Source organism: Streptomyces sp. NPDC005576 (assembly GCF_042871745.1).
In the GTDB taxonomy this organism is placed as follows: Bacteria; Actinomycetota; Actinomycetes; order Streptomycetales; family Streptomycetaceae; genus Streptomyces.
Map to the genome: position 1 here is coordinate 109,410 of NZ_JBIAJC010000002.1, position 24,541 is coordinate 133,950.

The 24,541-nt window shown below is 71.0% G+C and carries 22 protein-coding genes and 1 pseudogene; 19 read left to right on the forward strand and 4 right to left on the reverse strand.

The window, feature by feature from the left end:
* Window positions 1-103 precede the first annotated feature (103 nt).
* From ACFYPN_RS03775 to ACFYPN_RS03815, 9 genes are all read left to right on the forward strand, one after another.
* Complete coding sequence (locus ACFYPN_RS03775; protein ID WP_358761302.1) at window positions 104-1,081, forward strand: ABC transporter permease; 978 nt, start codon at window positions 104-106, stop codon at window positions 1,079-1,081.
* 10 nt (window positions 1,082-1,091) lie between these two features.
* Entirely contained in the window at window positions 1,092-2,153 is a 1,062-nt protein-coding gene (locus ACFYPN_RS03780; RefSeq protein ID WP_358761303.1) for an ABC transporter ATP-binding protein, read from the forward strand.
* A 14-nt stretch (window positions 2,154-2,167) separates the two neighbouring features.
* Window positions 2,168-3,268 (forward strand): oligopeptide/dipeptide ABC transporter ATP-binding protein, encoded by a 1,101-nt coding sequence (locus ACFYPN_RS03785; RefSeq protein WP_358761304.1) that lies wholly within the window; start codon window positions 2,168-2,170, stop codon window positions 3,266-3,268.
* A gap of 237 nt (window positions 3,269-3,505) precedes the next feature.
* Window positions 3,506-5,143 (forward strand): ABC transporter substrate-binding protein, encoded by a 1,638-nt coding sequence (locus ACFYPN_RS03790; RefSeq protein WP_389296620.1) that lies wholly within the window; start codon window positions 3,506-3,508, stop codon window positions 5,141-5,143.
* 154 nt (window positions 5,144-5,297) lie between these two features.
* Complete coding sequence (locus ACFYPN_RS03795) at window positions 5,298-6,221, forward strand: ABC transporter permease (RefSeq protein ID WP_358762451.1); 924 nt, start codon at window positions 5,298-5,300, stop codon at window positions 6,219-6,221.
* Window positions 6,214-7,188, forward strand: a complete 975-nt coding sequence (locus tag ACFYPN_RS03800) for an ABC transporter permease (protein ID WP_358762449.1) — start codon at window positions 6,214-6,216, stop codon at window positions 7,186-7,188. The genes ACFYPN_RS03795 and ACFYPN_RS03800 overlap by 8 nt, the downstream gene beginning before the upstream one ends.
* Window positions 7,189-7,201: 13 nt before the next feature.
* Window positions 7,202-8,179 (forward strand): ABC transporter ATP-binding protein, encoded by a 978-nt coding sequence (locus ACFYPN_RS03805; protein WP_358762447.1) that lies wholly within the window; start codon window positions 7,202-7,204, stop codon window positions 8,177-8,179.
* Window positions 8,169-9,515, forward strand: a complete 1,347-nt coding sequence (locus ACFYPN_RS03810) for a dipeptide ABC transporter ATP-binding protein (RefSeq protein WP_358762445.1) — start codon at window positions 8,169-8,171, stop codon at window positions 9,513-9,515. Before ACFYPN_RS03805 ends, ACFYPN_RS03810 begins: the two co-directional genes overlap by 11 nt.
* 298 nt (window positions 9,516-9,813) lie before the next feature.
* Window positions 9,814-11,001 carry a hypothetical protein gene (locus tag ACFYPN_RS03815; protein ID WP_358762443.1) on the forward strand — a complete coding sequence of 396 codons (1,188 nt, stop codon included), beginning with the start codon at window positions 9,814-9,816 and terminating at the stop codon, window positions 10,999-11,001.
* Window positions 11,002-11,037: 36 nt separating this feature from the next.
* Here the strand turns inward: ACFYPN_RS03815 and ACFYPN_RS03820 are convergent, their stop codons facing one another.
* Window positions 11,038-13,182 (reverse strand): prolyl oligopeptidase family serine peptidase, encoded by a 2,145-nt coding sequence (locus ACFYPN_RS03820; protein WP_358762441.1) that lies wholly within the window; start codon window positions 13,180-13,182, stop codon window positions 11,038-11,040.
* Window positions 13,183-13,609: 427 nt separating this feature from the next.
* On the opposite strand from ACFYPN_RS03820, the gene ACFYPN_RS03825 reads away from it, so the two are divergent.
* The 8 genes from ACFYPN_RS03825 (at window position 13,610) to ACFYPN_RS03860 (ending at window position 21,612) form a co-directional block, all read left to right on the forward strand.
* Entirely contained in the window at window positions 13,610-13,804 is a 195-nt protein-coding gene (locus ACFYPN_RS03825; protein WP_358762439.1) for a hypothetical protein, read from the forward strand.
* Between the two features lie 171 nt (window positions 13,805-13,975).
* A complete protein-coding gene (gene mshB, locus ACFYPN_RS03830; protein WP_358762437.1) occupies window positions 13,976-14,899 on the forward strand; it encodes an N-acetyl-1-D-myo-inositol-2-amino-2-deoxy-alpha-D-glucopyranoside deacetylase in 924 nt (307 codons plus the stop codon).
* Complete coding sequence (locus ACFYPN_RS03835; protein ID WP_358762436.1) at window positions 14,896-15,375, forward strand: DUF6113 family protein; 480 nt, start codon at window positions 14,896-14,898, stop codon at window positions 15,373-15,375. Before mshB ends, ACFYPN_RS03835 begins: the two co-directional genes overlap by 4 nt.
* A gap of 175 nt (window positions 15,376-15,550) precedes the next feature.
* Window positions 15,551-17,671 carry a hypothetical protein gene (locus tag ACFYPN_RS03840; protein WP_358762434.1) on the forward strand — a complete coding sequence of 707 codons (2,121 nt, stop codon included), beginning with the start codon at window positions 15,551-15,553 and terminating at the stop codon, window positions 17,669-17,671.
* 242 nt (window positions 17,672-17,913) lie between these two features.
* A complete protein-coding gene (locus ACFYPN_RS03845) occupies window positions 17,914-18,849 on the forward strand; it encodes an ABC transporter ATP-binding protein (protein ID WP_358762432.1) in 936 nt (311 codons plus the stop codon).
* 182 nt (window positions 18,850-19,031) lie between these two features.
* Window positions 19,032-19,718 carry an ABC transporter permease gene (locus ACFYPN_RS03850; protein ID WP_358762459.1) on the forward strand — a complete coding sequence of 229 codons (687 nt, stop codon included), beginning with the start codon at window positions 19,032-19,034 and terminating at the stop codon, window positions 19,716-19,718.
* On the forward strand, window positions 19,715-20,998 hold the full coding sequence (locus tag ACFYPN_RS03855; RefSeq protein ID WP_358762430.1) for a histidine kinase: 1,284 nt from the start codon (window positions 19,715-19,717) through the stop codon (window positions 20,996-20,998). The genes ACFYPN_RS03850 and ACFYPN_RS03855 overlap by 4 nt, the downstream gene beginning before the upstream one ends.
* The gene (locus ACFYPN_RS03860) at window positions 20,995-21,612 is read left to right on the forward strand and encodes a response regulator transcription factor (protein ID WP_358762429.1); all 618 of its coding nucleotides are present in this window, start codon (window positions 20,995-20,997) and stop codon (window positions 21,610-21,612) included. The genes ACFYPN_RS03855 and ACFYPN_RS03860 overlap by 4 nt, the downstream gene beginning before the upstream one ends.
* A gap of 43 nt (window positions 21,613-21,655) precedes the next feature.
* Here ACFYPN_RS03860 and ACFYPN_RS03865 read toward each other — a convergent pair whose 3' ends face one another.
* The 3 genes from ACFYPN_RS03865 to ACFYPN_RS03875 all read right to left on the reverse strand — a co-directional run bounded on the left by ACFYPN_RS03865 (window position 21,656) and on the right by ACFYPN_RS03875 (window position 23,200).
* Complete coding sequence (locus tag ACFYPN_RS03865; RefSeq protein ID WP_358762427.1) at window positions 21,656-22,066, reverse strand: VapC toxin family PIN domain ribonuclease; 411 nt, start codon at window positions 22,064-22,066, stop codon at window positions 21,656-21,658.
* Window positions 22,067-22,128: 62 nt separating this feature from the next.
* Entirely contained in the window at window positions 22,129-22,605 is a 477-nt protein-coding gene (locus ACFYPN_RS03870; RefSeq protein ID WP_358762425.1) for a hypothetical protein, read from the reverse strand.
* A 334-nt stretch (window positions 22,606-22,939) separates the two neighbouring features.
* A complete protein-coding gene (locus ACFYPN_RS03875; RefSeq protein ID WP_358762424.1) occupies window positions 22,940-23,200 on the reverse strand; it encodes a hypothetical protein in 261 nt (86 codons plus the stop codon).
* A 104-nt stretch (window positions 23,201-23,304) separates the two neighbouring features.
* Between ACFYPN_RS03875 and ACFYPN_RS03880 the strand changes: the two are divergent.
* Window positions 23,305-24,136, forward strand: a pseudogene (locus ACFYPN_RS03880) (Scr1 family TA system antitoxin-like transcriptional regulator).
* Window positions 24,133-24,342 (forward strand): DUF397 domain-containing protein, encoded by a 210-nt coding sequence (locus tag ACFYPN_RS03885; RefSeq protein ID WP_358762422.1) that lies wholly within the window; start codon window positions 24,133-24,135, stop codon window positions 24,340-24,342. Before ACFYPN_RS03880 ends, ACFYPN_RS03885 begins: the two are co-directional and overlap by 4 nt.
* Window positions 24,343-24,541 lie beyond the last annotated feature (199 nt).

A 24,541-nucleotide genomic window follows, 5' to 3' on the forward strand; every position in this document is an offset into this window, starting at 1 on the left:
GGACACCGCTCCTGATCCGTGGGGGTGCGCGCCAGGCGGAGCGCACCCCCACGGACCCGCCCCACACAACCCCCGCCGCTTCCGAAGAGAGCAGCCTCCCGCGATGCTTCAGTTCCTCGTCCGCAGGTTGATCGGCGCAGTCGTCATCATGTTCCTGATCGGCGCCTTCACGTTCTTCCTGTTCTACACAATCCCCCAGGACTTCGCTCAGCTCTCCTGCGGCAAGAACTGCACGCCGGAGAACATCGCGGTCATCCGCGACAACCTCGGCCTCGACAAGCCGATCACGGCTCAGTTCTGGGACTTCATGAGCGGCATCGTCGTCGGCCGTGACTTCCCGGTCGGACACTGCCCCGCACCCTGCCTCGGCCAGTCCTTCAGTACGGGCGACTTCGTCTGGGACTCGATCATGGACCGTTTCCCGCTCACCCTGTCGCTCACCATCGGCGGCCTGGTCATCTTCCTGATCGTCGGGCTGGGCTCCGGCCTGCTGGCCGCCTGGAAGCGCGGCACCTGGATCGACAAGACCGTCAGCGGCGCGTCGATGCTCCTCAGCTCCTTCCAGATCTACCTCCTCGGCCCGATCGTGCTCGGCATCTTCGTCTACAGCACCGGCTGGATGGAGAACCCCAAGTACGTCCCGTTCATGGACAACCCGTGGAAGTGGGCCGTCGGCCTGGTGATTCCGTGGGCCGTCATGGCCACCATCTTCACCGCGCAGTACACGCGTATGGCCCGGTCCACGATGATCGAGCAGCTCCAGGAAGAGCACGTCCGCACCGCACGCGCCAAGGGCATGGCCGCGAGGTACGTCTTCTTCCGGTACGCCTGGCGCGGGTCCCTCGCTCCCATCGTCACGATCCTCGGCATGGACCTCAGCGGCCTTCTCGCGGGCGGCGTGGTCACCGAGTTCACCTTCGACCTGGCGGGGCTCGGGCGCCTCGCGGTGGACTCGTCGCTGACCAAGGACCTTCCGCTGACCATGGGCGTGATGCTGTTCGGAGCGTTCTTCATCCTGCTCCTGAACATCGTCGTGGACATCGCCTACGCCTACATCGACCCGCGCGTGCGCCTCGCCTAGGAGAACGACCGTGACCACACTGACCAAGACCGAAGACACGTCGGCCCCGACCGGGCCGGAGGGCTTCCTCTCGGTACGCGACCTGCGGGTGCGGTTCTCCACCGAGGACGGCATCGTCAACGCGGTCGACGGGCTCTCGTTCGACGTGGAGCGGGGCAAGACCCTCGGCATCGTCGGCGAGTCGGGCTCCGGGAAATCCGTGACGAACCTGGCCGTCCTGGGCCTGCACAACCCCCAGAGCTCCGAGGTGCTGGGCCAGATCGTTCTCGACGGCCAGGACCTCACCGCCGCCTCCGAGAAGGAGATGGAGCGGCTGCGCGGCAACAAGGTCTCCATGATCTTCCAGGACCCGCTGACGGCGCTCTCGCCCTACTACACGGTGGGCCGGCAGCTCGCCGAGCCGTACCGCAAGCACATGGGTGCCTCGCGGCGCGAAGCCAAGGACCGCGCCATCGAGATGCTGACCAAGGTCGGCATTCCGCAGCCCAAGACGCGGTTCGAGGACTACCCGCACCAGTTCTCGGGCGGTATGCGCCAGCGCGCCATGATCGCCATGTCGCTGATGTGCAACCCCGACCTGCTGATCGCGGACGAGCCGACCACCGCACTCGACGTGACCGTCCAGGCCCAGATCCTGGACCTGCTCAAGGACCTCCAGCAGGAGTTCGGGTCGGCGATCATCTTCATCACGCACGACCTCGGTGTCATCGCCAACATGGCGGACGACCTGCTGGTGATGTACGCGGGCCGGGCCGTGGAGCGCGGCAGCGTCCGCGAGGTCCTGCAGGCCCCGCAGCACCCCTACACCTGGGGCCTGCTGAGCTCGATGCCGCGACTCGGTGGAGACATCGGCCAGGCCCTCGCCCCGATCCCGGGGTCGCCGCCGAGCCTTCTCAACCCGCCGTCGGGCTGCCCCTTCCACCCGCGCTGCGCCTTCACCGACAGGGTGAGCGACTCGCGCTGCTCCGGGGAGCGGCCGACGCTTCCCGCCGGGCGGGGTGCGGCTTGCCACCTCACGTCGGAGCAGAAGCGCACCATCTTCATCGACACCATCAAGCCCCGGCTGGGTTAGGGAGACGCAGAGACATGAGTGAAAACGTCACTCTGCCTGAACAGCAGGGTTCCACGGACGAAGTGCGCGAGCGCCGCGAACTGCTCTCCGTCGAGGGCATGGAAATGCACTTTCCGATCTACAAGGGTTTCCCCTTCAAGCGCCAGGTCGGCGCGGTCAAGGCGGTCGACGGCATCGACCTGACGGTGTACGAGGGCGAGAGCCTCGGCCTCGTCGGTGAGTCGGGCTGCGGCAAGTCGACCACCGGCCGGATGATGACCCGGCTGCTGGAGCCCACCGGCGGAAAGGTCCTCTACGAGGGCAAGGACATCACCCACGCCAGCCGCAGGGAGCTGGCCCCGATCCGGTCCGAGATCCAGATGATCTTCCAGGACCCGTACTCCTCCCTCAACCCGCGGCAGACCGTCGGCACCATCATCAAGAGCCCGATGGAGGTCAACGGCATCAACCCGCCCGGCGGCCGTGAGGCCCGGGTGCGGGAGCTGCTGGAACTCGTCGGTCTGAACCCCGAGCACTACAACCGCTTCCCGCACGAGTTCTCGGGCGGCCAGCGGCAGCGCATCGGGGTGGCCCGGGCCCTCGCCCTGAAGCCGAAGCTGATCATCGCGGACGAGCCGGTCTCGGCCCTCGACGTGTCGATCCAGGCCCAGGTCATCAACCTGCTGCAGAAGGTGCAGCGGGAGATGGGCATCGCCTTCGTCTTCATCGCGCACGACCTCGCCATCGTGCGGCACTTCTCCGAGCGCGTGGCCGTGATGTACCTGGGCAAGGTGGTGGAGGTCGCGGACCGCGACTCCCTCTACAACCGCCCCCGGCACCCGTACACCCACGCCCTGCTCTCGGCCGTCCCGGAAGCGACGGTCGACAGCGGGCAGAAGGAGCGCATCCGGCTGGAGGGCGACGTGCCCTCCCCGATCGCGCCCCCGTCGGGGTGCCGCTTCCGTACGCGCTGCTGGAAGGCCCAGGACAAGTGCGCCACGGACGAGCCCCCGCTCGTCCAGATCTCCGGCAACCGCGAGGGCCACCTCACGGCGTGCCACTTCCCCGAGGACCCGACGGTCGAGCGGACGAAGGACATCATCATGGACCCGGCGCTGGCCGCGCTGGAGGACTGAGTACGGCACCCGTACGACGGGCCCGTGTGCGGGGAACGCTTCGGCGTTCCCCGCACACGGGCCCGTCGTCGTTGCGCCGTCCGGGGAAGGGACACGAGGCCGCACGACGGCATCCTGAGCGCCCGGTGCCGTCCGGGGCCGCGAATCCCGCCCCGTACGGGCGATGTGAACGTGCGACACCGGTGCACATGGGTTCCGATGGGCTGAGCTACCCACAGGACTCAGAGGAGGCACTTCATGCGCGGAGCCACACAGGCCAGGTGGGCCGCATGCGCGGTGGCCGTAGCGCTCACCGCGACGGCCTGCGGTGGGGGCGGCGACAGCGGTGGCGGCGGCGGCAGTGGCGCCGACGGGATCGTGAGTTCCTCCTGGGGCGACCCGCAGAACCCGCTGGAGCCCGCGAACACCAACGAGGTGCAGGGCGGCAAGGTCCTCGACATGCTCTTCCGGGGTCTCAAGCGGTACGACCCGAAGACCGGCGAAGCGAAGAACATGCTCGCCGAGAAGATCGAGTCCAGCGACGCCACGAACTACACCATCACCGTCAAGAAGGGCTGGACCTTCTCCAACGGCGAGAAGGTCACCGCGAAGTCCTTCGTCGACGCCTGGAACTACGGCGCCGCGCTGAAGAACAACCAGAAGAACGCCTACTTCTTCCAGTACATCGACGGGTACGACAAGGCCCACCCCGAGAGCGGCTCGGCCTCCGCCACCACGCTCTCCGGCCTCAAGACCACCGGTGACCTGACGTTCACCGTGAAGCTGTCGCAGAAGTTCTCGCTCTGGCCCGACACCCTCGGCTACGCCGCCTTCTCACCGCTGCCCCAGAGCTTCTTCGACAACCACGACGCCTGGCTCTCCAAGCCCGTCGGGAACGGTCCGTACACCATCGACCAGTACGCCAAGGGCTCGTCGATGAACCTGCGCCGCTGGAAGGGCTACCCCGGCGACGACAAGGCGCAGAACGGCGGCATCGACCTCAAGGTCTACACCGACAACAACACTGCCTACACCGACCTGACGGCGGGCAACCTCGACCTCGTCGACGACATCCCCGCCTCCCAGCTCACCAACGTCCAGTCCGACCTCGGCAACCGCTACATCAACACCCCGGCCGGCATCATCCAGACCCTCGCCTTCCCCTTCTACGACAAGGAGTGGGACACCGAGAACGGCCGCAAGGTCCGCCAGGGGCTGTCGATGGCGATCAATCGTGACCAGATCACCGACCAGATCTTCCACAAGACGCGGGAACCCGCCTCCGACTGGACCTCCCCGGTCCTCGGCAAGGAGGGCGGCTTCAAGAAGGGGCTGTGCGGCAAGGAGTGCGAGTACGACGCCGCCGAGGCCAAAAAGATGATCAACGACGCCGGCGGCATCCCGGGCGGCCAGCTCAAGATCTCGTACAACGCGGACACCGGCTCCCACAAGGAGTGGGTCGACGCCGTCTGCAACAGCATCAACAAGGCCCTGGACAACAACCGGGCCTGCGTCGGCGGCCCGGTCGGCACCTTCGCCGACTTCCGCAACCAGGTCTCCCAGCAGAAGCTGCACGGTGCCTGGCGCGCGGGCTGGCAGATGGACTACCCGCTGATCCAGAACTTCCTCCAGCCGCTCTACTACACCAACGCCTCGTCCAACGACGGCAAGTGGAGCAACCAGGAGTTCGACGACCTCGTGGACAAGGCGAACGCCGAGACCGACAAGGCCGCCGCGGTGAAGACCTTCCAGGACTCCGAGCAGGTGCTCGTCGGGCAGATGCCGGTCATCCCGCTCTGGTACCAGAACGGCAGCGCCGGCTACTCCGACCGCGTCTCGAACGTCGCCCTGAACGTCTTCAGCGTCCCTGTCTACAACGAGATCAAGGTCAAGTGACCCGCTGAAGCCGGTGGCCGGTGCGGAGCACCCGCACCGGCCACCCGGCTCGGTCCGTCCGGCTCGGTCCGTCGGGGGACCTCTGATCCTCAGGCGCCGGACACCGCCCCGCCGTCCCGGCCCCCGCTTCCGCCCCGACCCCCCGGAGCCCCACATGGGACGTTATGTGATCCGGCGGCTGCTGCAGATGATCCCGGTCTTCTTCGGCACCACGCTGCTGATCTTCCTCATGGTGAACGTGATGGGCGACCCCATCGCGGGTCTCTGCGGCGACCGCCAGTGCGACCCCGCCACCGCCGCCCAGCTGCGCGCCGAGTTCGGCCTCGACAAGCCGGTCTGGCAGCAGTACCTGACCTACATGGGTAACGTCTTCACGGGCGACTTCGGCACCGCGTTCAACGGGCAGAAGGTCACCGAGCTGATGGCCACCGCGTTCCCCATCACCATCCGGCTCACCGTCGTCGCCATCGTCTTCGAGATCATCATCGGCATCAGCCTCGGCGTCCTCACCGGCCTGCGCCGCGGCCGGCCCGTCGACACCACCGCGCTGATCCTGACCCTGGTCGTCATCTCCGTACCGACCTTCGTCACCGGCCTGCTGCTCCAACTGCTGCTGGGCGTGAAGTGGGGCATCATCAGCCCCTCGGTCTCCTCGGCGGCCCCGCTCGACGAACTGATCGTCCCCGGACTCGTCCTCGCCTCGGTCTCCCTCGCCTACGTCGCCCGGCTCTCCCGCTCCTCCATCGCGGAGAACGCCCGCGCCGACTACGTACGCACCGCCACCGCGAAGGGACTGCCCCGGCGCCGGGTGATCGTGCGCCACCTGCTGCGCAACTCGCTGATCCCGGTCGTCACCTTCATCGGTACGGACGTGGGCGCGCTGATGGGCGGGGCCATCGTCACCGAGCGGATCTTCAACATCCACGGCGTCGGATACCAGCTCTACCAGGGCATCCTGCGTCAGAACACCCAGACCGTCGTCGGGTTCGTCACCGTCCTGGTCCTCGTGTTCCTGGCGGCCAACCTGATCGTCGACCTCCTGTACGCCGTACTCGACCCGAGGATCCGCTATGCCTGAGCCGTACTCACAGGACGGGGCGATCTCACCGGCGGGCGCCGGCGGTCCCATGGACCTCGCCATGGAGGAGGGCGAGACCCTGGAGAAGCCGCCCGGCCACGACGGCGCGGGCCCCTCCGAGAAGCCCCGCAGCCTCTGGTCCGACGCCTGGCACGACCTGCGGCGCAACCCGGTCTTCATCGTCTCCGGCCTGATCATCCTCTTCCTGGTGATCATCTCGATCTGGCCGTCGCTCATCGCGAGCGGCGACCCGCTCCAGGCCGACCTGGCCGACGCCCAGAAGGGCCGTGAGCCCGGCCACCCCTTCGGCTTCGACCCCCAGGGCCGTGACGTCTACACCCGCGTCGTCTACGGCGCCCGCACCTCGGTCACCATCGGCGTCTGCGCCACCCTCGGCGTCGGCATCCTGGGCAGCGTCCTCGGCGGACTCGCCGGGTTCTTCGGCGGCGGCTGGGACGCCGTGCTCTCCCGGATCACCGACGTCTTCTTCGGCATCCCGGTCGTCCTCGGCGGCCTGGTCTTCCTCTCCGTCGTCACCAGCTCCACCGTCTGGCCCGTCGTCGGCTTCATCGTCCTGCTCGGCTGGCCGCAGATCGCCCGCATCGCCCGCGGCTCCGTGATCACCGCCAAACAGAACGACTACGTCCAGGCCGCCCGCGCGCTCGGCGCCTCCAACTCGCGGATGCTGCTGCGCCACGTCACCCCGAACGCCATCGCCCCCGTCATCGTCGTGGCGACCATCGCGCTCGGTACGTACATCTCCCTGGAGGCGACCCTCTCCTACCTCGGCGTCGGCCTGAAGGAACCCGCCGTCTCCTGGGGCATCGACATCTCCGCCGCGTCCAACTACATCCGCAACGCCCCGCACATGCTGCTCTGGCCCGCGGGAGCACTGGCGGTCACCGTGCTGTCGTTCATCATGCTCGGCGACGCGGTGCGCGACGCCCTCGACCCCAAGCTGCGCTGAGGAGTCCGCTGCCATGCTGCTGGAAGTGCGCGATCTGCACGTGGAGTTCCACACCCGGGACGGCGTGGCCCGTGCCGTCAACGGCGTCAACTACTCCGTGGCCGAGGGCGAGACGCTCGCCGTCCTCGGCGAGTCCGGCTCGGGCAAGTCGGTCACCGCACAGGCGGTCATGGGCATCCTCGACATGCCGCCCGGGAAGATCACCGGCGGCGAGGTCCTCTTCAAGGGCCAGGACCTGCTGAAGCTCAAGAAGGAAGAGCGGCGCAAGATCCGCGGCCGGGAGATGGCCATGATCTTCCAGGACGCGCTCTCCTCCCTGAACCCCGTGCTGACCGTGGGCGACCAGCTCGGCGAGATGTTCCGGGTGCACCGGGGGATGTCCCGCAAGGAGTCCCGCAAGAAGTCGATCGAGCTCATGGACCGGGTCCGTATCCCGGCGGCCAAGGAGCGCATCGGGAACTACCCGCACCAGTTCTCCGGCGGCATGCGCCAGCGCATCATGATCGCCATGGCGATGGCGCTGGAACCCGCGCTGATCATCGCCGACGAGCCCACCACCGCCCTCGACGTGACCGTCCAGGCCCAGGTCATGGAGCTGCTCGCGGAACTCCAGCAGGAGTACCGCATGGGCCTGATCCTCATCACCCACGACCTCGGAGTGGTCGCCGACGTCGCCGACAAGATCGCCGTGATGTACGCGGGCCGGATCGTCGAGAGGGCCCCCGTCCACGAGATCTACAAGGCCCCCGCCCACCCGTACACCAAGGGCCTCCTCCAGTCGATCCCGCGCCTGGACCAGAAGGGCCAGGAGCTGTACGCGATCAAGGGGCTGCCCCCGAACCTGCTGCGCATCCCGCCCGGCTGCGCCTTCAACCCGCGCTGCCCGATGGCCCAGGACGTGTGCCGCACGGACGAGCCGCCGCTCTACGACGTGGCCGAACACCGCGCGAGCGCCTGCCACTTCTGGAAGGAGACGCTCGATGCACGCTGACCACTCCGGGGGCCGCAAGGCGGCGCGCGAAGAGGGCGAGGTGGCCGCGACCCTCCTCTCCGAGTCGCGGCGGCTCTCCGCGTGGGCCGAAGGGGAACCGATCCTGCGGGTCCGCGAGCTCGTCAAGCACTACCCGCTCACCCAGGGCATCCTGATCAAGAAGCAGGTCGGTGCGGTCAAGGCCGTCGACGGGGTCAGCTTCGACCTCTCGGCCGGCGAGACGCTCGGCATCGTGGGGGAGTCCGGCTGCGGCAAGTCCACCGTCGCCAGGATGCTGGTCCACCTCGAACGTCCCACCGCCGGCACGATCCAGTACAAGGGCGAGGACGTCACCAAGCTCTCCGGCCGGGCCCTGAAGGCGGTGCGCCGGAACATCCAGATGGTCTTCCAGGACCCGTACACCTCGCTCAACCCGCGCATGACGGTCGGCGACATCATCGGGGAGCCGTACGAGATCCACCCCGAGGTCGCCCCGAAGGGCAACCGGCGGCAGCGGGTGCAGGACCTGCTGGACGTGGTGGGGCTGAACCCCGAGTACATCAACCGCTATCCGCACCAGTTCTCCGGCGGCCAGCGCCAGCGCATCGGGATCGCCCGCGGCCTGGCGCTCAACCCCGAGATCATCGTCGCCGACGAACCCGTCTCCGCCCTCGACGTCTCCGTCCAGGCGCAGGTCGTCAACCTGCTGGACCGGCTCCAGGCGGAGTTCCGCCTCAGCTTCGTCTTCATTGCCCACGACCTCTCGATCGTCCGTCACATCTCGGACCGGGTCGGGGTGATGTACCTCGGCCGGATCGTCGAGATCGGCACCGAGGAGGAGATCTACGACCACCCCACGCACCCCTACACGCAGGCCCTGCTCTCCGCCGTCCCGGTGCCCGACCCGGAGGCCCGCGAGCGCCGGGAGCGGATCATCCTGCACGGGGACGTGCCCTCGCCCGCCAACCCGCCCTCCGGCTGCCGCTTCCGCACCCGGTGCTGGAAGGCGCAGGAGCGGTGCGCGGTGGAGGAGCCGCTGCTCGCCGTCCCGGAGGCGTTCAGGACGGCGGGCGGGCCGGCCCGCCACGACTCCGCCTGCCACTTCGCCGAGGAGAAACGCGTGGTCGTGGTCGAGAGCGACCGGGTGGTGCCGCCCGGGACGGAGAGCGGCACCACCCGGGGCCGTCTCGGTGCTGCCACGGGAGGCGGCAGCACGGAGACGGCCCCGGGCAGCGGCACGGCCCCGGGCATCGGGAAGCCGGGTCCGGGTCAGGGCGGGGAGCAGGGACCGGGACCGGGGTCGGGGTCGGGCGGGGAGCCGGGAGAGCAACCGCCTGACCCCGGCAGGGCGTTGTAGCGGCTCCGGAGCCGGTCGGCCTGCCCGCGCACCGGCGGGGGCGGTGCCCGGAACATCGTTAACAGTGAGGCAACGCGCCTGTCGTCACACCGATATACGGACGCCGCACCATGAACAACGTACGGCCGTGCGGGTGCCGTGGACCGGCCGGGACGACTTCACGTCGTCCCGGCCGGTTTCCCGTTTCCGGGTACCCGGAGATCGTCCTCGGGATCGCTCCAGGGAGCGCTCGGGATCACCTGAAACCCCGGCGCGGGCCCCCTTGTCGGGCGGTCCGGGGCGGTGGAGTATCGCTCGCGTGACACTCACACGGGGCGCACGCATCACCGGTACGGCCCTCAGCGCCGTCCTCGCACTGATCACCGCGGGCTGGATCGTCCGGGACCTGCGGGCCCTCGACGGACCGGGCCCGCTCTGGGACCTCTGGTCGGGGGTGCCCGAGGGTTTCCCGGGCGGAGTGCCCGCCACCACCGGCGGCACGCTCGCCCTCTTCCTCGTCCAGGCGGTCACCGTTCTCGCCGTGCGCCGGTCACCGGTCGCCGCCGCCGCGCTGGTCGCCACCGGTGTCACCACCCTGCTGCTCCGGCTGCCCGGCGTCTGGACCATCGGAGCCGCGTGGATGGACGGCCGCTACCCCGACGAACTCCGCACCCGCGCGCTGATCGGCACATTCGTCACCCTGGCCGCCTCCCTCGCCATGATCGTCACCGCCGCGGCCGGGCGGCGGCCCGCCGAGGACGTGGGGCTCCCCGCGCCGACCTGGCCCGCGACGGGCACCGCGGTCACCGCCTTCTTCACCCTCAGCGCCTCGGGCGCGGTGCTGATCGCCTGGGAGATACGGCAGTTCTCCGTCTTCCCGGACGAGGCATACCCCGACTGGTACGTCGGCGGGCGGGTGTTCGGTGTCGCGCTCGTCGACGCACCGGCGGGCTGGTCCATGGTGGCCGTGGCGCTGCTCGCCCTGTTCGCCGCCTTCAGCTCACTCGCGCATGCCGTCCACTCCCGGCCGTTCGGCATGATCGCCGCGCTCTTCCTGCTGCTCACGGGCGGTCTCGGCATCGCCCGCTCGGTCCGGCTGGAACTCTTCGGGGAGTTCGCCGACCTCGGCACCGAAGGCCGGCTCACCCTCGCGTCACAGGTGTTCCTCACCCTCGCCGGAATCGCCGCGCTCGCGGTGACCGCCCGCCGGGGGCGGCCCGCCGAGGACGGACCCGGGCAGGGCTGGGGACCGGGCGCCCCGGGGTACGGCTACCCGCCGCCCGGTGCGCCCGGCCGGGCGCCCGGCTACGGCTACCCGTACCCGTCGGCCGCTCCGGACTCCGGGTACCCGACGCCTCCCGGCTCCCCGTACTCCCCGGCTGCCCCCGCCGCCCCGGATCCCGCTTCCGGGTACTCCCGGCCGGGTGGCTCCGAGCCGGGGTCCGGCCACCCGCAGGGCGGCGGCTTCGGACCGCCGCCGCCCTCGTCACCGCCGCCCGGCTGGTGAACCCCGCCCGGCCGGCGGATCCGGCCGGCCCGGCGGTCAGCCCGCCGCGGGGGCTCCGGCCGACGGCAGGCCCAGGGACCGCTTGAGGAACTCCACCTGGAGCAGCAGCAGGTTCTCCGCGACCTCCTCCTGCGGGGTCATGTGCGTCACCCCGCTCAGCGGCAGTACCTCGTGCGGGCGGCCCGCCGCCAGCAGTGCGGAGGAGAGCCGCAGCGAGTGCGCGACCACCACGTTGTCGTCGGCCAGGCCGTGCACGATCATCATCGGCCGTACGGTGTCCGCCGGTTCGGACAGGCCCTCGTCGGTCACCAGCGAGTTGTGCGCGTACACCTCGGGCTGCTCGGCGGGGTCGCCGAGGTACCGCTCCATGTAGTGGGTGTCGTAGAGGCGCTGGTCGGTGACCGGGGCGCCCACGACCGCCGCGTGGAACACGTCCGGGCGCCGCAGCACCGCGAGGCCCGCGAGGTAGCCGCCGTAGGACCAGCCCCGGATCGCCACCTTCGACAGGTCCAGCGGGAAGCGTCCGGCGAGCGCGTGGAGCGCCTCGATCTGGTCGTCGAGGGTGAGGACCAGGTTGTTGAGCACGGCCTTCTCCCAGGCGGGGGAGCGGCCGGGGGCGCCCCGGCCGTCCGCGACGACGACCGCGAAGCCCTGGTCGGCGAACCACTGGGAGGTGAGGTGCGCGTTGTGCGCGGCGACCACCCGGCGGCCGTGCGGGCCGCCGTACGGGTCCATCAGTACTGGAAGCGGACCGTCCGGCTCCTGATAGTCGGTGGGCAGCAGCACGGCGCACGGAATGCGCCGTGCGCCCCCCTCGGTGAGGGTGAGGCGGGGGCTCAGGCCGGGTTCCTGGGCGTGGCTCGCCACCTCCGCGACCTGCTTACCGTCCCGCAGCACCCGTACGGCCGTCCCCGGCCGGTCGAGTGAGGTGGAGAGCAGCACCGTGAGGGCGCCGGAACGGACCGCCGTGTGGACGCCGACCCCTTCCGACATCCGTTCGACGCCCCGTTCGCTCACCCGGTACACATGGCACTCGCCCAGCTCCGGCGCGGCGGCCTCCTCGCCCGCCACCGCCCGCACCAGGACGTCCGACTCCCCGACGTCCAGCACCTCCTGAAGGTGCAACTGCGCCCCCGTCAGCGCCCGGTCGCCCACGTGCAGGACCCGCGCCCCGCCCTCGTCCGAGATCCGCACGAGCCGCCCGTCCGGTGTCCACGCGGGCACCCCATGGAAAAGATCGAGCCACGCCGGGTCCTCGTCCACGTGCACGGTCCGGGTCGCCCCGGTCTCCGGGTCCACCGCCAGATACCGCTGGCCACGCTGGTCGCGCGCCTGCACCAGCATCAGCGGAGCGCCCGCCGACGACCAGTGCACCCGGGCCAGGTACGGGTAGCGCGCCCGGTCCCACGCCACCTCGGTGCGCCCGCCCGACAGGTCCACGAGAAAGAGCCGGATTTCGGCGTTGGGGGTGCCCGCCGCCGGGTAGGCGACCTCGGCCGGCTTGCGCTCCGGGTGCGCCGGATCGGCGATCCACCAGCGCTGGACCGGGCTGTCGTCCACCCGGGCCACCAGCAGCCGGTCCGAATCCGGCGACCACCAGAAGCCCCGGTGCCGGCCCATCTCCTCCTCCGCGACGAACTCCGCGAGCCCGTAGGTGAGGTGTTCCTCCTCCGGTTCGGCCACCGCCCGGTCGTCGGTCCCGTCCGCGCCGACCACCCGCAGCGCGCCCCGCGCGGCGTAGGCGACGTGCCGGCCGTCGGGGGAGGGGCGAGGGTCGATGACCGGTCCGGGGACCGGCAGCGCCCGTGCCGTACCGGCGCGCAATTCGGCCACGTACACCTTGCCGGAGAGCGCGAAGGCGGCCAGCTCCGCCTCGGCGTCCACCGCGTACCCGACGATGCCCGCGCCGCCCTCCCGGACGCGTTCGCGCCGTGCCCGCTCCCGCGGCGACAGCTTCTCCGCCGCGCCCCCCAACAGGGCTTCCGGGTCGGCGGCGATGCGTTCCTGGCCGGTCGAAGGGTCCAGCACCCAGAGCCGGTTGACCGAATCCGTGCCGGAGGCGGAGCGCAGGAAGATCACCCGCGTCCCGTCAGGTGAGACGGTGAAGGCCCGGGGGGCGCCCCGGGTGAATCGCTGGGTCCTGGCGTGCCGGCGGGGGAAGGACAGCTTCTGCGAGGTCATGGGCCGAAACCTAGCGCCTCTCCCGTTAGGCCCTGCCCCGTCGCGGTGTTCAGCACGCACGCGCGCGGCGTTGGCCAAAAGCCCTGGTAGCTCCGTGACGAGGACTCCCGGCCGCCCTGCGGTCGCACGCACCGCACACCGCTCCTCGGGGGCGGACATCGCCGGCCGCGGCACCGGCTGGTCTCTCCACGGGGCAGGCGTTCCGGTCGCGGCGCTGGTTGTTCTCTCCACGGGGCAGGCGTTCGTGCGCCCCTCGTGCTGCTGTGACCCGGACAATGTCGTGGCACGGATAGTTATGATCCGTAGCGCTCGGTGGGTAGGAACCTGCTGGGCTCTCTACTGCTGCCCGACTGCTGTCCGTTCAGGCCCGATGAGTTCGACCCGTCCCGATGTCCCGTCGCGACCGTACTGATGGAGGTGAACCGCCGTGGCACTCTCGATTTCGGCGGTAGTGCTGCTGGCGATCGTCGTCTTCCTGCTGATCCGGAAATCCGGACTCAAGGGCGGACACGCGGCGATCTGCATGCTGCTCGGGTTCTACCTGGCGAGTTCTTCCATCGCCCCGACGATCTCGGACCTCACGTCGAACGTCGCGGGCATGATCGGCAGCATCAAGTTCTGACGGCCCGCGAGGCCCCTGCCGGGGTTCCGGGCGCCCGGCGTGCGTACGAGGGCCCCCACCGCCGCGTGGGGGCCCTTCGCGCGCCCCGGGAGCGGTGCCGCCGGCTTCCCGGACGTGTGAACCGAGGACGCCGACGCCCGGAGGGGGAGCGGGGCTCGTAGGGTGGTCCCCATGAAGGACCTTCCCGCCCGCCGTCTGCTCCTGGTGCACGCGCACCCCGACGACGAGTCGATCAACAACGGCGCCACCATGGCCAAGTACGTCTCCGAGGGCGCCCACGTCACGCTGGTGACCTGCACCCTGGGCGAGGAGGGCGAGGTCATCCCGCCGTCGCTGGCGCACCTCGCGGCCGACCGGGACGACGCGCTCGGCCCGTACCGCGTGGGTGAACTCGCCGCCGCCATGAAGGAGCTGGGGGTCACCGACCACCGCTTCCTGGGCGGCCCGGGCAGGTACCGCGACTCCGGGATGATGGGCACCGAGCAGAACCACCGGCCCGGCGCCTTCTGGGACGCCGCCGTGGACGACGCGGCGGCCCCGCTGGTGGACATCGTCCGCGAGGTCCGCCCGCAGGTCCTGGTGACGTACGACCCCGACGGCGGATACGGCCACCCCGACCACGTCCAGGCGCACCGGGTGGCGACCCGCGCGGCCGAACTCGCCGCCGACCCCGGGTACACCACCGGTTCCGGCGCCCCGGACGCGCCGCACGCCGTCGCGAAGATCTACTGGAACCGGATGCCCCGCCCGGTCGCCGAAGAGGCGTTCGCCCGGCTCCGGGCCGAGGCGCCCGCGGTGTTCGCGGAGATCGCCGCGGTCGACGACGTGCCCGGGGTGACCGAGGAGTCCGCGATCACCACGGAGATCGACGGCTCGGCGTACGCGGAGGCGAAGGCGGCGGCCATGCGGGCCCACGCCACCCAGGTCGCGGTCCACGGCCCCTGGTTCGCGCTCTCCAACGACAAGGGCCAGCCCCTCTTCACCACCGAGTACTACCAACTGGTCCACGGCGTCCACGGAGGTGGCTGGGCGCGCGAGCGTGATCTCTTCGCCGGCCTGCCCGAGGCGGACGCCGGGACGGGAGCGCGGTCATGAGCGGGAAGAAGAACCGGTCCGACCGGGCCCGCGCCGAGGCCCGCGCCCCGCGCACCAACGCCCCGCCCCGGTCGCCCGAGCCCACCGGGATGGCGGCTCCGCCCAACCCCCGCCGGATCGCCGCCTACCTCGGCCTCGCGCTCCTCGGAGCGCTGGTCTCGGTGGCCGGTTCGCTGGTCCAGGCGGCCTGGTTCCCGGGCGGCCTGCTGCTGGCGCTGGCCGGCGCGGCGGGCGTCTTCTACGGTGGTCGCGTCCTCACCCGTACGCAGCTCGGCGCCTTCGCGCCCGCCGCGGGATGGCTGATCGCCGCGATCGTGGTGCTGAACGGACGCCCCGAGGGCGACTTCTTCTTCGGAGGCGGCGACGAGGTCGTCCTGGCCCTCTTCGTCCTCGGAGGGATGGTGGTCGCTGTGATCTGTGCCACCTTCGGTGGGGGGCCTGTTTCGGCCAACGACCAGGAACGTTCAGGCCGGTGACATGCCTTGAGCGGCAGCTCGTGGACGTCCACGGGTGTGAGGTGCCGGTGGAGGTTTCCACCGGGCGTGAAACGCCCGTGCGCGGCGGCCAGTATGGTGGTGCGCGCGCCGAGCCGTCCCCTGGCCTGCGGCATGGGGGAAGTACGGGCGGCGGAGCCAATCGGGAGAACCTGCTTTGAGTCGTGAAACTGACAGTTCGTCCTCCGGGCCCCAGGGGCGCGGTGGTGCCGCCTACCCCTCGGGCACGCCGCCGTACGGATCACGCCAGTACCCGTCGTTGCACCCGACGCAGGACGGCGCGGAACCCGCACCCGAGCCCACCCCGGAATCCCCCCGGCCGTCACGGCCCGACGAGCCCCGGACCGAGACGACCCTGACGACGCGCATCCGGATCAACATCCCGGGGTCGCGGCCGATCCCTCCCGTCGTGATGCGTACGCCCATGGCGGAGGGCGACACCGCCTCCGGACCCGACCCCGAGCGCACGGGCGTCATGCCGCTTCCCGGTGCGGGCACCCCCGCCCCGGGGCAGCCGTCGGGCGAGCCGGCCGCCGAGGCGCGCGACGGCGGTGACTCCGAGGGGTCGCCGGCCGAGCCGCCCGCCAGGGAGAAGCCCACCAGCGACTGGTTCGCCCCGCGCAAGTCCCCGGCCGCCAACTCCGTGCTGGACGCCCCGGCCGGCACCGCCCCTCCGGGTGGTTCCGCCGGTCCTGCCGGTGGTCCTTCCGGGGCGAGCGCGCCGGGCCCGGCGGGGTCACCGGCAGGCTCGGACACGCCGACCGGCCCGCGCGCCGAGTCGCCGTACTTCCCCGACGGCCCGCAGGGCGGTTTCCCCGCCGGTCCTCCGGCCGGCCGGAGCGCCCTGGACAGCATCGACGCGGAGCTCGCCGACTCCGGCCGGCCCACGCCGAACCTCGGGGTGCGCACTCCCGGCCCGGCCGGTTCCACGACCGGTCCGACGGCCGGCACCGCCAGTTTCCCGACCGCCCCGGGCAACCCGGGCGCCGCGAACCCCGGTCCCGGCAGCCCCATCGGCCAGGGCCGCCCCGGCCTCACGGTGCCGGCCGGCCGGAGCACGCCCCCGGGCCCCGGTCCGCAGGGCGCGCCGGGCTCCGCGCCCCGGCTCTCCGACGACACCGCGATCCTGACGCCCCAGGTCGCCGCACCCGTCCCGGGCGGCGGTCACGTCTCCGGTGACACCCTCACCGGCGGCATCCCCGTCGTACCCGGCGGCGCACGGCCGTTCCCGCCGCGCTCCGAGGGGCCGGACGGGGCGAGTCCCGTACCGCAGGGGCCCTCGGGTCCCACCCCGCCGCGTCCCGCACCCCAGGCCGCCTCACCCGCCCGCAAGGGCCGGTCCAAGACGGTCCTGCTCGGCGTCGGGGTCGTCGTCCTGCTGGGCATCGCCTACGGCGCGGGCCTCCTGATGAACCACTCCGAGGTCCCCAAGGGCACCACGGTCCTCGGCCTGGACATCGGCGGCGGCACGAAGACCCAGGCGGTGAGCAAGCTCGACGCCGAGTTCGGCAAGCGGGCCCAGGCGCCCTTGAAGCTGTCGGTCGACGGCAAGCAGACCGAACTCTCCCCGGAGAAGGCCGGCCTGGGGCTGGACAGCGAGGAGACCGTGCGCGGCGCGGCGGGCAGCGACTACAACCCCGTCTCCGTGATCGGTTCCCTCTTCGGGGGGGCACGCCCGGCCGACCCGGTGATCCCGGTCGACGAGGAGAAGCTCGGCGCGGCGCTCAACGCCCTGTCCGGCGTCTCCGGTACCGCGACCGACGGCACCATCGAGTTCGAGCCGAACAAGGCCGAGCCGGTGCCGGGCAAGGCGGGCAAGGGGATCGACGTCAACCAGTCGATCGTCGCCGTACGGGACGCCTACCGCGCCCAGGTCCAGACGGGCACCTCCGCCGTCGTGGAACTGCCGGTCGTCACCCGGCAGCCCACCATCACCCAGGCCGAACTCGACCGGGCGATGAAGGAGTTCGCGGAGCCCGCCATGTCCGACCTGGTCACCATCGAGGCCGGCGGCAAGACGATCCAGTTCGGTCCGGCGCGGTCCCTGCCGCAGATCCTGTCGATGAAGGCGATCGACGGCAAGCTCGTGCCCTTCTACGACAAGAAGGCCATCGAGACCCTCTGCGACGGCGTCTTCGACGGCGTCATGGCGACCAAGGGCGACGGCAAGCAGCACCAGGTCGGGCCCGACGACGTGGCCAAGGCCATGCAGCAGGCGCTGCTCGGCAAGACCACCGCCGAACGCACCGTCTCGATCGACCTCACCGGCCAGGGCTGACCGTCCCGAGCCGTACCGCACACCGCCCCGCCCGGACTTCCTTGCTTCCCGGGCGGGGCGGTGCGCCGTGCGGGAGGTGCCGTACGGGGAGAGGCGTCCACGCGGGGGAGCCCGGCCCTCGGTCGCCCGGCGGCCGGGTCACCCGCCACGCGGCCCGTCACCCGCCCGGCATGACATCTGTCATCCCCGACAGCAGCCCGCCGTCCCTGCCGCGCGCACTGCCTTTCGGGGACGCTGTACCCATGACAACGACAGCCACCGGAGCGACCGCCGCAGCCACGGCCGTGGTCAGCTTCGACCACGTCAGTAAGGCGTACGGCGACGTGCGCGCGGTCGACGGACTCCACCTCGAACTGCACCCCGGCGAGACCGTGGCGCTGCTCGGCCCCAACGGCGCGGGGAAGTCCTCCACGCTCGACCTGCTGCTCGGACTGCGTACGGCGGACAGCGGCACGGTCCGGGTCTTCGGCACCACCCCGCAGGCGGCCATCGCCGCCGGGCGGGTCGGCGCGATGCTGCAGAGCGGCGGGCTGATGGAGGACGTCACCGTCGAGGAGATCGTCCGGCTCGCGTGCAGCCTGCACCCCCGTGCGTACCCCGTCGCCGAGGTGCTCGCCCGTGCGGGCATCGCGTCGATCGCCGGCCGCATGGTCAACAAGCTCTCCGGCGGGCAGGAGCAGCGGGTCCGGTTCGCGCTCGCCACGGCGGGGGCCAACGACCTGATCGTGCTCGACGAGCCGACCACCGGCATGGACGTCACCGCCCGGCAGGCGTTCTGGGCCACCATGCGGGAGCAGGCCGACCAGGGCCGTACCGTCCTGTTCGCCACCCACTACCTCGAAGAGGCCGACGCCATCGCCGACCGCGTCCTCGTCCTCCACAAGGGCCGGCTGCTGGCCGACGGCACCGCCGCCGACATCAAGGCCAGGGCGGGCGTCCGCAGGATCTCGTTCGAACTGGAGGGCACGATCGACGAGACCGCGCTCCGCGCCCTGCCGTTCCTCTCCACGCTCGACACCAGCGGCGACCGGGTCCGCATCCAGTCAAAGAACGCCGACGCCACCGTCCACGCGATCTACGGCCTCGGCCTCTACCCGCGCGCACTCGAAGTCACCGGACTCGGCCTGGAGCAGGCCTTCGTCGCCATCACCGAGGCCGAGGAGGCCAGAACCGCATGACGAACGCCACGAACGCCACCAACACCCCGAACGCCACGAGCACGACGACTCCGTCCCGTACCGCCGGTGCCGTCGACGCGCCGGGCGGGAAGGGGGCGTCGGGCACGAAGAGCCGGGCGAACCTCTTCTCCGGGGCGCTGATCAGGCTCGAAGTGACCCGCACCCTGCGGAACAAGAAGTTCATGTTCTTCTCGGTCCTCTACCCGTCGGTGATCTACCTGGCGGTCTCCAGCACGCAGAACACCACCGACAAGGTCCCCGGCACCCAGCTGACCCTGCAGGCGTTCTTCATGGTCGCCATGAGCTCCTTCGGCGCGCTGACCGCCGTCCTCATGGGCAACAGCGAACGCATCGCCAAGGAGCGGGAGAAGGGCTGGGTGCGCCAGCTCCGCCTGACGGCGCTGCCCGGTCACAGCTACGTCCTGGGGAAGATCGCCAGCGCCGCGATCGTCACCCTGCCCTGCATCGTCGTCGTGTTCGTCGTGGCCGCAGCGGTCAAGGGCGTACGGCTGGAGACCTGGCAGTGGTTCGCGCTGACCGGAGTCATCTGGGCCGGATCGCTCGTCTTCGCCGCACTCGGGGTGGCCATCGGCTACCTGGCGAGCGGTGACGCGGTCCGCCCGATCACGATGATCATCTACTTCGGGCTGTCGATCCTCGGCGGACTGTGGATGCCCGCCGCCACCTTCCCCGGCTGGCTCCAGGACATCGCCCGCTGGCTGCCCACCCACGCCTACGCCGCCCTCGGCCAGGCGGTGGAGACCGGCGGCGCCCCGCACGCCGGGGACGTCCTCCTGCTCTGCGCCTACTTCGTGGTCTTCGCGGGCGCCGCGGCCTGGCTGTACCGGAAGGACACCCTGAAGGCGTGAACGACGACACGTGGGTCGGGATCGGGCGCAGGCCGGCGAGCCCCCGGCAGATCCGGATGAAGGCGCTCTGGATCGGCGTCTGGCTGGTGTTCATGAGCGCCCCGGTGGCGGACCTCGCCGGCGGCCACCACACGCCGTGGGCGACGGTGCTCGGCTCCCTCGGCCTGGCCGGGTTCGTCGCCGCCTACCTCCTGCTCGTCTTCCGCCACACCTCGCGGTCCCCGGACCCCGGGCAGGCCAGGTCGACGATCGCCTTCCTGACCGTGTTCGCCGTCGTCCTCAGCCTGACGCTCGGCCTCCCGTGGCTGGTGCTCTTCGTCTACGTCAGCGTCTCCGTCGGCGCCGCACTGCCCCTGCGGGCCGCCTGCCGGCTGATTCCCGCGGTGACCGCCCTGATGGCGGGGCTCGGCCTCGCCATCGGCGGCGAGGGCGCGGGGGACATGATCCCCGACCTGCTCCTGCCCGCACTGCTCAGCGGCTTCGCCATGACCGGCGTACGCCAACTGATCCGTACAACGGTCGAGTTGCGGGAGGCCCGCGCAACGGTCGCCCAACTCGCCGCCAACGAGGAGCGGCTGCGCCTCGCCCGCGATCTGCACGACCTGCTCGGCCACTCGCTCTCGCTGATCACCCTCAAGAGCGAGCTGGCCGGACGGATGCTCCCCGGCCACCCCGAACAGGCGGCCCTCCAGGTCGCCGACATCGAACAGGTCAGCCGCCAGGCCCTGTCGGACGTACGCGACGCCGTCACCGGCTACCGCCGGCTCACCCTTCCCGGCGAACTGGCCGGAGCCCGTACGGCGTTGGCAGCGGCGGGAATCACCGCCGACGTCCCGGCCGTCTTACTGGCCGGTGCCACCGCCGATGCCACCACCGCTGTCGCCGCAGCAGCCCCGGCCGATGCCCCGGCCGGTGTCCCCGCCGCGCACGGCCTCTCCGCCGCGCGTGAGGAGGCCCTCGCCTGGGGGCTGCGGGAAGCCGTCACCAACGTCGTGCGGCACAGCGGGGCCACGTCCTGCACCATCGGCCTCGCCCCCCGGCAGACCCTCACCGGCCGGGTCCTCGAACTCGCCGTCGCCGACGACGGCCGGGGCGGGGCGGGCCTCACCCCCGGCAACGGCCTCACCGGCCTCGGCGAGCGCCTCGCCGCCGTGGACGGCACCCTCACCGCCCGGCCCGCCGACACCGGCCGGGGGTTCCGGCTCACGCTCAGCGTGCCGCTGGACGCCGCCCCGCCCGAAGGGGCCGGGGCGGCCCACGGTCTAGGATCGCCGGAATGAGCGTGCGTACGATCCGGCTCCTCCTCGCCGAGGACCAGTCCATGGTGCGGGAGGCCCTCGCCGCGCTGCTCGGCCTTGAACCCGACATCGAGGTGGTAGCCCAAGTGGCGCGCGGTGACGAGGTCCTCGACGCCGCCCGCACGCACACGGTCGACGTGGCCCTCCTGGACATCGAGATGCCGGGCATGACCGGTATCGAGGCCGCCGGAGTGCTGCGGCGCGCACTTCCCTCCGTGAAGATCGTGGTGGTCACGACCTTCGGCCGCCCCGGCTACCTCCGCCGCGCGATGGAGGCCGGCGCCGACGCCTTCCTGGTGAAGGACGCACCCGCCGCCCAACTGGCGTCAGCGGTACGGAGGGTGATCGCCGGAGAACGCGTCATCGACCCCGCCCTCGCCGCCGCCGCACTCGCGGGGGGCGCGGACCCGCTGACCGAACGCGAACGGGACGTGCTGCGCTGCGCGGCGGACGGCTCCACCAACGCCGAGATCGCCGCGGTCCTCCACCTCTCGCACGGCACGGTCCGCAACTACCTGTCGACCGCCATCCAGAAGACCGCCGCCCGCAACCGGGCGGACGCGGTACGGATCGCGTCGGACAAGGGCTGGCTGTAGGCCCTGCTCCCCCCTCCACCGGTAATCGGTCGGGCCGACGCGGTCACCGGTCGGCGGTGCCGGGCGGCACGACCCATTCGGTGGCCTGGCCGGTGAGGGAGGCGATCATGTCGAAGTCGCCGTCCCAGTGGAGGACCGTCCGCCGGTGCTGCTCCGCCGTGGCGGCGACCAGTAGGGCCGGGAGGGACAGCGCGCGGTGGAAGCCCTCGTCGAGGGCGCGCCGCTGCACCTCAAGAGCGCGGCCGAAGGCGTTCGCGTCGGTGGGCATTTGACAGCAGCATGAGGAAGCGTGGCCTCTGTCCCTGTCGCGGTCGCGGATGAGCGAACCGTCCGCGTCACGTGGGCCGGTGGTCTCCACGATCTTCGCCTTCGCCTTCGCCTTCGTCCTCGTGCCGACGATGCGCATGGCCTCGGCGATCATGTCCTCGTCGAGATCGGTGACAGTCCGTGCCACAGGGCTGACCCCTTCGTCTGCTCCATGAGTGAACGATGCCTCGTATGTCGTAGAAACGAATGTCATTCGGGCCGATTCGCCCCAGCCCCCTGCCCCCCGGGAGTCGGACCCCCGCGCTGCGGCGGCAGCGGAGGGTCTTGAGGGCCGTCGTCCTCGGCGGTGTCGATGATCCGCCACGAGTGCACGGACTGATGGCCGTCGAAGAGACCGCAGACATCGCCCGGTTCGCCGTCCGAGCCGCCCCCCGGTTCGCCGTCCGGTGCGGTGGAGTGGGTGCACCAGAAGAGCATCACCCGGTACATGCGGCTCTCGGTCCAGCGCACCCAGAGCCCACCGCCCAGCCGGTCGTCGTCCCACAGCAACTGGGCGTGTTCGTCGCAGTGCCCTTCCGCCAGTTCGCAGCGGAGCTGCCTCCCGGGCTCCACCGGGGTGGTCGCCGCCGCTCCTACGACCTGCGCCGGGGGCGGCAGCGGGGCCGTGGAGGGGCAGCGGTCCTTGAGCGGGCCGTACGCCGTCCTGCCCGGCCCCGGGGCGCTCATCGATGGCCGGCGGGGGTGTGCCGGCCACCCCTGGAGAGGCGGATCACCCCGCCCGGGGTGGTGCGGGCCCGCGCTCCGGGCAACGGCGAGGATCTGTCGGCGTCGAGCCGGTCCCGGAGGCGCTCCCGTAGGCCGCCGAGGCGTCGTGGGCCGCTCTGCCCGTCCCCGACGGGGTTGGACGCGTACGTGTTCATGAGGTGGCCTCTCTCGGTGAGCGGTGAGCGGTGAGCGGTGAGCGGCTTCGATGCGGGGGGGTCGGTGGAAACGCCGGGGACAGTCCGCGACGCGGCCGGCGGCCGGCCCAGCCCTCGGTGGCCCTGTAGGCGAGGCGCGCTCAGAGCACGTCACCCCGACTCCGGGCGTTGCACCGGGCGTTCTCGGCCCGTAGCCGCTCCATGGGGTTCGCCGGGCGTACCTGCTCGGGTGCGGCCTCCCATTCGAGCCCGCCGGAGAGAGGGCGTATGGCCCAGTAGGGACCGGAGATCCCTCGGAACTCGCCGACACGGTCCTGACGGCCCGTGTCGACCAGGACTGCGCCGAGGGCGGGAGTCGGGGGGCCGCCCATGGCATTCGGACTGGCGTTCTCTCCGGACATCTTTCGCTCCTCTCTGTAGTGGACCCACTACGGGGAGTCCCCAGGGTGTCCTAGAGTCAACTCCCCTTCAACTAGCGAGAACGGAAGGAAGAGGAGACCTCGACGTGGTCAATCGCCTGGAGTTGAACCCGGAAGCAAGCCCGCGCGCGGCATATGGAGCGCGTATCAGACGGATGCGGGAGGAGCGCGGGTGGAGCCAGGAGGGACTGGCATTCCATCTGTCATATTCCAGCCAGCATGTTTCGGCGATCGAAACTGCCCGGAAACCGCCGACCCTCCGCTTTTCGCGTGAGATCGATGCCGTATTCGGTACGGCGGAGTCGGCCGAGTCGTTCGAGAACGAGTGGCGGGAGATCCGGCACGGCGTACTACTGGAGGGGTTCCCCGAGTACGTCGCCTACGAGGGGCGGGCGGTGGAGATCCGGCTGTTCGAGGTGGGGATCATTCCTGGCCTGTTGCAGACGCCCGAGTACGCACGGGTGCTGGCGGACAGCGCGGTGCGCAGGGGTGTCGTCTCGCCGGAGCAGGCGGACGAGCGGGTGGCGTTCCTGGCGGAACGGCAGGCGGCGCTGGTCCGGCCCCGGCCACCCATGACGATGGTGGTGATGGACGAGAGCTGCATCCGCAGACAGGTCGGAGGGGCCGAGGTGATGGACGCTCAGTTGGCGCACCTCGTCGAGTTCGCCGAACACCGTGCTCCACGTCGCTCCCTACGACATGGGGGAGCGACGTCCGTTCGACCTTCCGATGAATCTGCTCACGCTGTCGGACCTCTCGGTGATGGCGTACGCGGAGTCGCAGATGCGGGGGCACCTGGAGCGTGAAACGACTTCCGTGCTCCCGCAGTTGGTGGCCTACCATCAGCTACAGGCCGAAGCGCTCTCTCAATCAGCATCGGTGGCCATGATTGAACAGGCACGAAAGGGCAGCCCATGACGTCCGAGTCCCCCCGTTGGTTCACGTCCTCGTACAGCAACAACGGTGGCAACTGTGTCGAGGTCGCCGCCAACCTTGCCGTGACGCACCACCTCGTACCCGTCCGTGACTCCAAGGTCTCCGGTGGCCCGGTCCTGGGTTTCTCCGCCGACTCCTTCACCTCGTTCGTGGCGGGTGTCAAGTCCGGCGAGCTCGGCGCCCTCTGACCGGTCGGCGCCGGGCCGACCGCAGCAGGCAGAAGAAGGCTCCACCGTGCGCCGCGCGGTGGGGCTTCCTCGTTTCCGGAGGTCAGGTAGGCGCGTTTTCGCCTCGGTGGCACCAATGTGGGCGGCCTACCCTCGTCACGCGGGGCGAGTCTTGCCGCGCGTGGCGTGCGCGGTGGTGACCGAGCACCGACGAAAGGGC